This is a genomic window from Actinomycetospora lutea (genome assembly GCF_028737205.1).
Lineage (GTDB): Bacteria > Actinomycetota > Actinomycetes > Mycobacteriales > Pseudonocardiaceae > Actinomycetospora > Actinomycetospora lutea.
On record NZ_JAQZAL010000059.1, the window covers coordinates 1 to 9,939 of the forward strand.

The window sequence follows — 9,939 nt, forward strand, 5'->3', positions numbered from 1 at the left end:
CCCCGGCGCTCCGGGCGCTCACGCCCTCACCTGCACTCCGTTTCCGGAAGAGCCCTTAAAGGTCTGGCCTGCCCTGGGCTCGGCATCGCCTCAGCCGGCAGAAGCGTGCCCGAAGTGATCTCGCCTCGACTGGCCGACCGGGACCCCGATCACTTTTCGGCCTCCTGGCGGGGGCGGCGGCATGTGTGTCGCGCAAGGGTCAGCACAACCCGGCGAGACGTCCCTTCGCTCGTGGCCGATTGAACGCCTGGCCCGCACCGAGCCCGTGATGGTGGTCCTGGGGAATCATCAAGTCTCGCTACAGGACCCCGGGCCGAGGGCGAGCGCGCCGGCCAGACCCTGACCCGGCTCATTGAGGCCCCGGTGTCCGCGTCGGACGGCCCCGGCGGACCGCGGGGAGCGAGACCGGTAGTAGGCGCACGGGCGGTTCCCCACGGCCGAGCGCTATCCGGCCCGGTCAGCCGCGCGCGCCCGGGCCCGGTCGCGCTTCTCCTCGAACCGCACGGCCTGGTCGTCCAGCCCGGTCACGAAGTCGGCAAGCTCGGTGCGGGCCTTCTCGCCCTCGGCGTCGAGCCCCTCGAGCTCAAAGACCCCCCACTGACGCAGCAACGGCAAGATCACCTCGTCGTGGTGGACACGCAGGTCGTAGATCCCGGCCTGGGCGATCTGCACGGCCTTGCGCGTGAAGCCCGGGATGACCGCTCCCGGCATCTCGAAGCCGACCACTTCGTCGGTGATCGCCCGCAGGGTGGCGCTCGGCGCGATCTCCAGGGCCGTCGTCGCGAGGTTGCGGTAAAAGACCATGTGCAGGTTCTCGTCGGTGGAGACCCGCGTGAGCAGCTTCTCCGCGATGGGATCCCCGGCGACCTTGCCGGTGTTGCGGTGCGACACCCGGGTGGCCAGTTCCTGGAATGACACGTAGGTGAGCACGTTCAGGATCGGCTTCTCCTCGGAGTCGAACCCCGTCTGCATCACCTGCATCCGCGCCTGCTCCAGGTCGTCCGGATCGACGCCGCGGGTCACGAGGAGGTAGTCGCGGATGCAGTAGGCGTGCCGTGCCTCCTCGGCGGTCCACCGGTGCACCCACGTCCCCCAGGCGCCGTCCCGCCCAAACGCCCGCTCGATCTCACGGTGGTAGCTGGGCAAGTTGTCCTCGGTCAGCAGGTTGACCTCGAGCGCCGTGCGGGCGACCGGGGACAGGGCCGACTGCTCGGGAGCCCACGCCTCGCCGCCGAGGTCGGCGAAATCGCGGCCGAGACTCCACGGCACGTACTCGTGCGGCATCCACTCCTTCGCGACCCCCAGATGCCGATCGAGGTTCTCGGCGACCGCAGGTTCGAGGTCGAGGAGCAGGCGGATGCTGTCGGAGATCGTCATGGTGTCGCTCTCAGCCAGCGGTTCTGGTCGGGGGACCGCACGGATGGATCCCGCAATCTTGTCGGTGATGGAGCCGCTTCGTCTGGCTGCACCGAGCGTAGCCGCTCCCGGGACCGTGGGATGACCATCGCGACTTGTAATCATCGTGCGTTTACAGCTGCCCAGCCGGGAATTCAAGACCCCTCGACGGCAGGACGGCGCGGACCTCGTCTCGAGTCTGCGGTGACCGCGCCGGGGTCCGTCTCGGCGTGGGGCTCGGCGGACTGGCGCCCACCGGTGGCCGCGGGCATGGAGCCACGCCACCGCGGCCGAGATGCGCCCTCGTCGGTGACGCGAGCAGACGGCCTGCTGACGTCCGACGGCTGATCCACGACCAGGTCTCGCCGACCAGAACCACCGCCTCATCCCCGTGTGCGAGCGGGAACGGGCCCCCAGGTCAACGTCAAGACATGCGGCGCCAGGCAACGTTCGGGCTCGCGAACGTGGCGCCGCCCTTGAAGTCGACGAGCACGAGGTTGAGCGCCTCGGACGAGTGCGTGGTGATCAGGCCCAGCACCAGGGTGCGCAGCAGTTCCGACATGGCAGAGCGGGGTCGTGACACACAAGCACGACCCTGTTCGGCTCCGACGGAGCGTCACCTCCACACGGGGCCTGCTCAGGTCCTATCAGAGAGCCCCTCGTGTAGGTTCTGGCTCTCCCGGTGTCGCAGCCGTTGTGACCGGCGGGGGCTCCTCGGCACCTCTATCTGGCTCTCCTGGTGTCCTAGGCGCCGGCACCTTCGCGCCGCCATCTGGCTGTCCTGGTGTCGCAGCCGTTGTCACCGGCGGGGGCTCCTCGGCACCTCCATCTGGCTCTCCTGGTGTCGCAACCGGTGTCCCAGGCGCCGGCACCTTCGCGCCGCCATCTGGCTGTCCTGGTGTCGCAGCCGTTGTCACCGGCGGGGGCTCCTCGGCACCTCCATCTGGCTCTCCTGGTGTCGCAACCGGTGTCCCAGGCGCCGGCACCTTCGCGCCTCCGTCTAGTGCTTCTGGTATCGACACCGGCACCGTGGATGATCCACCAACAGCGATGATGTCGCGCTTTGCACTGGCTTCCGGAACGGCCTCCGGCTCCTCTCCAGCGGCCCACCCCGGAAGCTGGTCAAGCAGGTGGGCGAACCAAGGCGCGAAGTTGACGCCCTCCGCCGAAGCGCGAATGCGGTCTTCCTCTGCCATGGGGAAGCCTAAATCGAGCAGCCTGACCAGGGTTGCCGCGATCAGAGTGCCATACTCCTCGTCGTCCTGGCCGAACCACAGTGTGGTCGCTGGAAAGAGCTCCCTACCCTTCCACCATGAGGGTTTCCTCGCAAGGAGCGTTCTAACCGCCAGGAGGATGAAATTATTTTTAGCCATCGAAGGGAGCTCTCCAGGCCAGCGATCTTGGGCGGCGTCGGGCCACCTATCCCAGTCCTGATCAGGATCGTCCTCGAGAGGTATAAGCTTCGCAGCATTGCGAGCCAGCAACTCGGACGCCTGGATTTTGTCCGCCGCACGAGCGGCCTCATCCGCAAGGATTTCGTCAATCAACCAAACCGCAGTTGCGAGACCGATGCAATCCCTCTCCCACAAGTCCGCAAGGATCCTGATAGCGGCTGGGCCGCCACGAAGTTCCATCATTGTGGCAACGGCGCCGCCTACCTGCGCCTTTGGCGCATAGTCGCCGTTCTGACTCACAAGTTCAAGAGCTTTCGTGCGCGCATCGAGCGTGAGGCGGCGTTCAGCCTCCTTGCCTTGTTGCTTCTGTTGCTCCAGAGCCAGCGAGTCTAACGTCGCTTTTCGGCGGTTGTTCTGGTCCGTTAGCAGCGTCCCGATGAGAGTCGCAACGGAGCCAAGCGCGACGCCCAGAAAAGCCCAAAGGCTCTTTAGTTGGGCATCAGTGAGTGGCGCGCTTGAAAAGAGATTCATGCGGAGTAGCAAAAACGTGGCCAGCGCCAGCAGAGACAACGCCACTAGGACGAGAGCTGCCCAGGCTGCGAAGATAAGCCAGTGCCGGGCTCCCCGCTGGCGCTGAGTGCTCCCGACTGCCTTTGACCGAAGATTGCTCGAGATCATTGTCGCCTACCGCACGGATTTGGTGATCACTCTTCCACTGTCGACCCCGGACAACGCCCACAACGCGACGCTGATAGATGTGCAGTCACGCACAGTAGTATCCCGCGGGCCCTCGCGCCCGCCTTCGCCCAGATGGATGGTCGAGCGCTGCAGGATTGTTGCGGAGTGGTCACAGATGGGCCAGAACGCTCTCGCCATCGGCCGATATTCGTCACCTCTGCCAGTGCGATGCAGTCGTATCGCGATGCCGAGGGAGTGGACCACCCTCCCGACCGTGGTGGTGATTACGCAGAGAATCGGACGCTCACGACGCGAGAGCGAGATGATCGCGACCTGCGCCGTGCCGAACACCAGTGGCGGTTCACCGGTGCGCTGGCGCGGATCACCGGCACGCCCCTGTGGGCGCAGGAAGGTGGCCGCGATCGAGGGCAACCGAAGCTGTTTCTCGAAGTTGGCGGCGAGCTCCTCCGGCGTCATAGTCGGGTTGACGTAGATGACTGGCGTGCCGGCGGCGACGGTGGCATGCCGCAGGCGCTCGTCGTGCACCCAGCCGATCCAGCGTCGTTAGCCTCGGCGATTCATCAGCGCGCGCAGGACGGCCTCGGTCTTGGTGGTGGGCGTGGTGTCGGGAGGGAGACCGAATGTGGCGAGGGCCGCGGTGAGGGCGTCCTGTGTGCTCGCCGCCACCGAACGGTCGACGCGCACCGACACCTCGAGGAAGCGCAGTTGGTCGACGCGCCAGAGCTCGACATCGGCCTTCTCGCGCACCCCGTCGAACTTCCGCTTCCACCGCTGTGCAGCGACCGGTCCGAGCGGGTCGAGCGAGTCCAGAGGAACCATCCACTCGCGGGCGAGGGCCCGTTGCTGGTCGGAGAGCACCGCCTTGACGTCCTCGGCGGAGTGCGGCGGAGTGTTGGCGTCGGCCCCGTTGAGGTCCCGGTCGAGCGATGCGGAGAGCAGGTGACGGGCACCCGCCCAGTCGCCCTCCAGCTTGGCCGCGTCGCCCCAGCCGGCGACGCGGTCGGCCCACGCCGCGAGGTCGAGACAGCCCTCGGGTCCGCGGAGCTTGAGGGTGACGTCGGCGCCCTTGCCTACCCGGCGGCGCAGGATCAGGCCGCGGCTGTTCAGCGGAAGCGGGTCGTCAGGGCCGACAGAGACCTCGCTGAAGTAGATGCGGCGCTCGTTCGTCGCGTCCTCGTCAAGCCCGAGCACGTCGAGGGCGTGGTCGGCCTCGTCGCCGTCCCACGAAGTCTTGATCTCCACGTCCCCCATCCGCCGAGCGTAGCGACGCCTGCGGCCGCGGTCAGCCCCTTGCCGCAACAAGCGCGGGATAGTGGGAAACTCGCACTTCCGATCGATGAAGCACAGGATAATCAAGCACGGAGATCATCGCGCTTTCCGGTCCGACTCGAGCGCACCCGAGCCTAACGCTCCGCGCACCATGACTTTAGCGAAAGGAGCGACTGCGCCACGATCGGGCGGTCTGCTATGCGACAGCGTCGAGCCCATGGGTATCATCGTCTCGCTTGGGATTGGCGTCACCAGCCACGCACGAGGGGCTTTCCCGAGCAGCACCTTAAAGCGGAAGGCATGAACCCGTGGCACAACGAACTGTGGTCACCCTCCTCGACGACCTCGACCAGAGCCCCGCCGATGAGACCGTCGAGTTCGGGCTCGACGGCGTGACCTATCAAATCGACCTGTCCGAGGAGCACGCGGCTGCCCTGCGCGACGCCCTCGGTGAGTACATCGAGCACGCCCGTCGCACCGGTGGGCGCCGCCGCGCCAGCACCGGCGGCTCATCGGGACGCCGGCCGCCGACGGGTGGCGACCGTGGCAACGGCGCAGGCGGGCGGGCGCCGGTGGACCGAGAACAGAACCAAGCGATCCGGGAGTGGGCCCGCAAGCAGGGCATGACCGTCAGCGATCGGGGCCGCATCCCCCGCGAAGTCACAGACGCCTATCACCAGGCCCACTGACCTCTCCGGTGGAGCGGCTTCGCGCGCACGCACGGAGCCGCTCGGCGATTCGTAAGGACCACCGGGCGCATCCTGCGCAGGGGAGTATTCTCCTGAGTCAGCCGAGACGGCGTCCTGAGGTATGGACGCAGGAACCGTCCGGGATGCGTTCAGCACGGCGCTGGGGCCGGAATGGGACGTCTCGGTGACGCGGCCTGGGTATCTCGGGCAGTGGGTCATCACGGCGACTTACGGCAGGCGGACGTGCTCGACGCAGTGGAGCACCTTGATGCTCGACATGCCCGGCAGGCTCGAGGAGCTCGCCGAGGCGTTCGCCCGGCGTGTCGGCTGATGCGATCCCCTACGGTCGACGGAGGGCGAGCCGGGTCAACAGGAAAAGGGGCCCGGCCGGCCAGGAAGGCCCCCTTACGACCCCGAGGTAGCGCCCTCCGCCGGCGACGGCGTGGCGCCAGCGCACCCTCCGCCAATGTCGAGGCGCGCGGAGCACCTCGTGGCGCCCGTCCCCGGCGATGCGGGAACGCTGGGCCGTCCATGCGTATGTTCGGCGGCAGGCACGGTTACGGCCTCAAGCCACCGATCGCCGGGCCGGGTGTCCGGCAGCGCTGCGCCGACTCGCTCGGGCGGTGTGAGCCACGGTAGGTGCGGCGGCGTGGGTTGGGCGGCGTGGGTTGGGCGGCCCGGGTGGACAAGCCCGACCTCGAAGCAGCGCCTCAGGGTTGGGGCAGACGACGGGTCGGGCTCACCGGTGAGGCCCGGTCGGGCGTGCCCGGTCCCTCGCCGGGGCGGCCGGGTGCATCACGCTGCGGTCTCGGTTCTGGCTCGGCGGGAACCGCTCGCCGCCGTACGCGTCCAACACCCTTGGGGGGACGTCTCCGGGGGCGTGGCCGTGACCGGCCGCGGGAGGCCGAGGAACGCCCCGTCCCGGAGTGGGGCCCGGGGCGGGGCGTTTTCTACCCCGCGGCTCGGCTGCGACGGTCCACAGCAACACCTCTCCCCCGGGGCTGCGGAGTCCGGCGGCCGCGAGTTCACCCCGAAGGCACGCGCCCCGCTCGTCCGTGACTACGCCTCGTTCCGCGACCGGGTGGCCGCCGTTGAGCGCCTTCCACGTAGAAGGCCCCGGCACGCTTCCGGGGGGGGGAGGAAGCGCACCGGAGCCAACCGGGTCGGCAGCTGGGGCCGTGCCGACCGGGCTCCCGACCCGTTGACGGTCCCACCCGAGAGAATCGGACAGAAGCAACAGCGAAACTACTTTCCCCAATTGCGCAGAATGGCCCCAGGGCATCGACCACTCCCATCGCTGATCAAGGCCCTGCTGTCGAGAGAGACAGCAGCATCATGACCTCCGCGACCGTCACAGCGACCGTCCATCACACCCACCACCGGACGGCGTCGGCCGCGCACCAGAACCGAGCAGACCGCGACGACCACCATCGAGCGAGCACAGTCGATGGGACCTTCCCAGCTCCGACACACCGACCGCACAGTTCGAGGTGCTCCTGCCGAACTCGGCCTCGGTGGTCGCCAACGGGCTCACCTTGGCGCGACGGCGGGTCCAGCGTCCTCGTCGACCTCGATCAGGACGGCGTCGACAACGACGTTGTCGGTGTAGCTGCCCGCCCCGCGGTCGAACGTGCCGCCACACGTGATCAGGCGCAGCTCCGCGCCGGTCGTATCGCCGTAGACCTCGTCGGTTGGGAAGCGGTCCTTCGGAACCGTCGCCACCCGCGTCACCCGGAAGACGGCGTCGCGCCCATCGGCGCGTCGCACGCTGGCGGTGTCACCGGGGCGCAGCGCGCCGAGGTTGAAGAACACGGCCGGACCGTCGTGGGCGGAGTCCACGTGCCCCAGCAGCACCGCCGGACCCCGCTCACCGGGCGTCGGGGAGTGTCGGTACCAGCCGGCGCACGCCGACCGCGACACGTCGCGCTCGGGCCACCGTCGTCGCGCACCGACGAGGGGCGCCACGACGGCGACGATGCCGGGAGGTCGGCGCAGCAGCGGCCGACGCAGGGTTGCTGGTCGCTTCCGAGGAGTGCCCAAGCCCCTGACCGGGTCGTGCACTGAAGTCGGTGATCCCGATGATCGTCGACGAGGGTCCAGCTCTCCGCGCGACTGTCCTCGTCCCGGCCGCCACTGACAACCCCCCGGCCCCGGTGTCGGTCCCCCCCGGCCGGCACTCGGGTTCCGTTCGGGGCCTGACGAGGTGGACGTGCTGTCGTAATCTGCCGTCGTGGCCGGAGGCGCGGGTGCAGAGCCCCCGCCATCCCGCGAGCCCGCCGGACCGGGACCGCCGTGGTCCGATCGACCCGGGGCGGCGTCACCTCCTGACCGCGAGGTGGGCGCCGACGCGCGGGACACGCTCGCGGACCGGCGCGAGGTCTGCGCGGACCGGCGGCAGGCCCAGGCCGACCAGCGCGAGGAGCGCGCCGACGAGCGCCAACGCCACGCGGACGACCGCGAGGTGTCGTTGGACGCCGCCGCCGCGCGGCTGCACCTCCCGACGGCGAGTCGCCTCCAGCGGGCGCAGGAGGCGGTGGCTCGCGCCGAGCAGGACCTGCAGCGGGCGCGGGAGATGGTCGAGCGCCTGCGGTGGGCGCAGGCCAGCACGGAGCAGCGGATCCGCCGGGAGCAGGGCGAGATCGATCGCGAGTCGATGACGCCGCTTCCCGGTGACCGCTCGATCCTCGGGGACGAGGCCGCGCGCCGGCGTGAGGGCGAGGCGGACCGCCGCGACGCCGAGGCCGACCGGCGGGAGGAGGACGCCGGCCGGCGCGAGCGCCGCGCGGACGTTCGCGAGGCGAGAGCCGACGACCGCGATGCGGATCTCGACACCCTGCACGACCGGGTGGGGTCGCGGGTCCGCCTCGCGCTGACCGAGGTGGAGCAGTCGCAGGAACGTCTCGAGCGCTCACGCGAGGCACTGCTCCGGACCCGCGCCCTGCTGGACGACACGGAGACGACCGACGCCGCCAGCTTCTCGGCGCACTGGGCCGCGAGGGACCAGACCTGACCGGACGCCGTCAGCCGGTCATGAGTCAGCCCCGTCGTCGCTGGTCAGCGAGCGATCGGGGCTGGTGGTGGCGGGTGAAGGATTCGAACCTTCGAAGCTTTCGCGACGGATTTACAGTGCGCGCCCGTTGTGGGTCTGACCTGCGAAGATGTCAGCGATCTTGGCTCTCGCCCGTGAATAGTCCGTACCGGACACGGATCGGGTCTCGGTGGTGATCTCCTCGCGGCGCGGGTCCTCCCCGGCCAGGCCGTGGGTCCGGAGTGCCAGGTACTCCTTCCCGCCTGGCGCGGAGTGGCCCGCGGTCTGGCTGGCCTCCGGCGCGCCGCGAGGAGGTCGCCGCCGCCCCTGCCCCTCCCCTGATCTCCGAGCGGTGTCGGGCCCGGGCAGAGCCCGTCGGTTGCTCGTGCCTCGACGAGTTCCCCTCCGTAACCCGTATCACCAAGGCCGCTGGGCAACTAGACGTGTAACGCTTCGCCCATCTATTAACGACCGGAACCGTGTGTGGCCGCCGCGGAAGAAGCCAGAGCCGACTCGCAACCCGTCCGCTAATGGAGCAAGCGTCATAACGGCTCTGGCAGCGATCGTTGGCACCCTCGTAGGCTCGGTAGTGACTGGCCTCTATACTTCGCGAGCAGCAGATCGTGCCGCTGGAGCACAGCTTCAGGTCCAACAGCAGCAACTAGAAGCACAGGACGTTGATCAGACCAGACGATTTCGCGGAGATGTGTACAACGGATTCCTTCAGGCGGTCAGCGCTTACGTCCTTAGCGGGCAAAACCGAAGCGCATGCGACCAAGTCTTGCCTGAGCGTCGCCAAGACGTTGCGCTATGCGGAGGAGACTCCCAGAATCAGGCCGAAGCTTATCTGGTAGTGCAGGACGCCAGTCGGCGGGTTCAGATATTTGGAAGTGACGTGGCCGCATCGTTGGCGCTCTTACTTTCTCAAACTTATGAGTTGGACTTTACTTCCGTGCGCGATCGGAGCCTCGCTGACTTAGAATGCGGACGCCGGTCCGTTGGCGGAACAGCTACGCCTCGAACGGGTCGGCCACCTCTCGACGACGCGCAGCGCCGCCCAGGTCCAGCCTGTGCCGACTTGCGTCAGCGAGCCAGGGAGTCCCAGACGAACAGCTCGCGGGCGGATGTCTACCGCCAGCAACTTCTTTCGTCCTTCCGAAGCCAGATGTGCATCGAGTTGAACGCGGTCCCACGAGAGCGCTGTTAGCGAGTCGCCACCTAGGGCGCCCTTGTCGCCGCCTGGACCACTCAACTCGGATGACGACGTCGCCGCGGCCGGCTGCTCTCAGAGACGGCGGCCGGGGCTGGCGGGAGCCGTACGGCCCGAGGGCCGAGCACGGCGCCAGCCGCGCGCAAGGCCCTCGGGTCGGGCTGGCGATACCGCCGGCTCGGCCGCTGGCCCGAGCTGCACCCCCCCCCCCCCCCCCCCCCCCCCCCCCCCCCCCCCCCCCCCCCCCCCCCCCCC

Annotated in this window: 9 protein-coding genes; 3 read left to right on the plus strand and 6 right to left on the minus strand. The window is 68.8% G+C overall.

Features of this window, described 5'->3' with window-relative positions:
- Positions 1–444 precede the first annotated feature (444 nt).
- The 5 genes from PHK61_RS31130 to PHK61_RS31150 form a co-directional block, all read right to left on the minus strand.
- Positions 445–1,377, minus strand: coding sequence for an acyl-ACP desaturase (locus PHK61_RS31130; RefSeq protein ID WP_274284921.1), 933 nt, complete (start codon positions 1,375–1,377; stop codon positions 445–447).
- A 442-nt stretch (positions 1,378–1,819) separates the two neighbouring features.
- Positions 1,820–1,957 carry a hypothetical protein gene (locus PHK61_RS31135; RefSeq protein WP_274284922.1) on the minus strand — a complete coding sequence of 46 codons (138 nt, stop codon included), beginning with the start codon at positions 1,955–1,957 and terminating at the stop codon, positions 1,820–1,822.
- 85 nt (positions 1,958–2,042) lie between these two features.
- Positions 2,043–3,359: a hypothetical protein gene (locus tag PHK61_RS31140; RefSeq protein ID WP_274284923.1), complete on the minus strand. Its 1,317-nt coding sequence runs from the start codon at positions 3,357–3,359 to the stop codon at positions 2,043–2,045.
- A 114-nt stretch (positions 3,360–3,473) separates the two neighbouring features.
- A complete protein-coding gene (locus tag PHK61_RS31145; protein WP_274284924.1) occupies positions 3,474–4,013 on the minus strand; it encodes a hypothetical protein in 540 nt (179 codons plus the stop codon).
- An 18-nt stretch (positions 4,014–4,031) separates the two neighbouring features.
- Complete coding sequence (locus PHK61_RS31150; protein WP_274284925.1) at positions 4,032–4,844, minus strand: hypothetical protein; 813 nt, start codon at positions 4,842–4,844, stop codon at positions 4,032–4,034.
- 221 nt (positions 4,845–5,065) lie between these two features.
- On the opposite strand from PHK61_RS31150, the gene PHK61_RS31155 reads away from it, so the two are divergent.
- Both PHK61_RS31155 and PHK61_RS31160 read left to right on the plus strand, forming a co-directional pair.
- Entirely contained in the window at positions 5,066–5,446 is a 381-nt protein-coding gene (locus PHK61_RS31155) for a histone-like nucleoid-structuring protein Lsr2 (protein ID WP_274284926.1), read from the plus strand.
- Positions 5,447–5,567: 121 nt separating this feature from the next.
- The gene (locus tag PHK61_RS31160; RefSeq protein ID WP_274284927.1) at positions 5,568–5,777 is read left to right on the plus strand and encodes a hypothetical protein; all 210 of its coding nucleotides are present in this window, start codon (positions 5,568–5,570) and stop codon (positions 5,775–5,777) included.
- Positions 5,778–6,976: 1,199 nt separating this feature from the next.
- On the opposite strand, the gene PHK61_RS31975 is transcribed toward PHK61_RS31160, so the two are convergent.
- A complete protein-coding gene (locus PHK61_RS31975) occupies positions 6,977–7,804 on the minus strand; it encodes a sortase domain-containing protein (RefSeq protein ID WP_337994022.1) in 828 nt (275 codons plus the stop codon).
- Here PHK61_RS31975 and PHK61_RS31170 point away from each other — a divergent pair.
- Positions 7,782–8,456 carry a hypothetical protein gene (locus PHK61_RS31170; RefSeq protein ID WP_274284928.1) on the plus strand — a complete coding sequence of 225 codons (675 nt, stop codon included), beginning with the start codon at positions 7,782–7,784 and terminating at the stop codon, positions 8,454–8,456. The two genes, PHK61_RS31975 and PHK61_RS31170, sit on opposite strands and share 23 nt — an antisense overlap.
- The last annotated feature ends 1,483 nt before the right edge of the window (positions 8,457–9,939 follow it).

Excerpts from the sequence above, each read along its gene's own strand:
- PHK61_RS31160 (WP_274284927.1), top strand. The coding sequence starts at position 5,568 with ATGGACGCAGGAACCGTCCGGGATGCGTTCAGCACGGCGCTGGGGCCG.
- PHK61_RS31135 (WP_274284922.1), bottom strand. The coding sequence starts at position 1,957 with ATGTCGGAACTGCTGCGCACCCTGGTGCTGGGCCTGATCACCACGCAC.
- PHK61_RS31130 (WP_274284921.1), bottom strand. The coding sequence starts at position 1,377 with ATGACGATCTCCGACAGCATCCGCCTGCTCCTCGACCTCGAACCTGCG.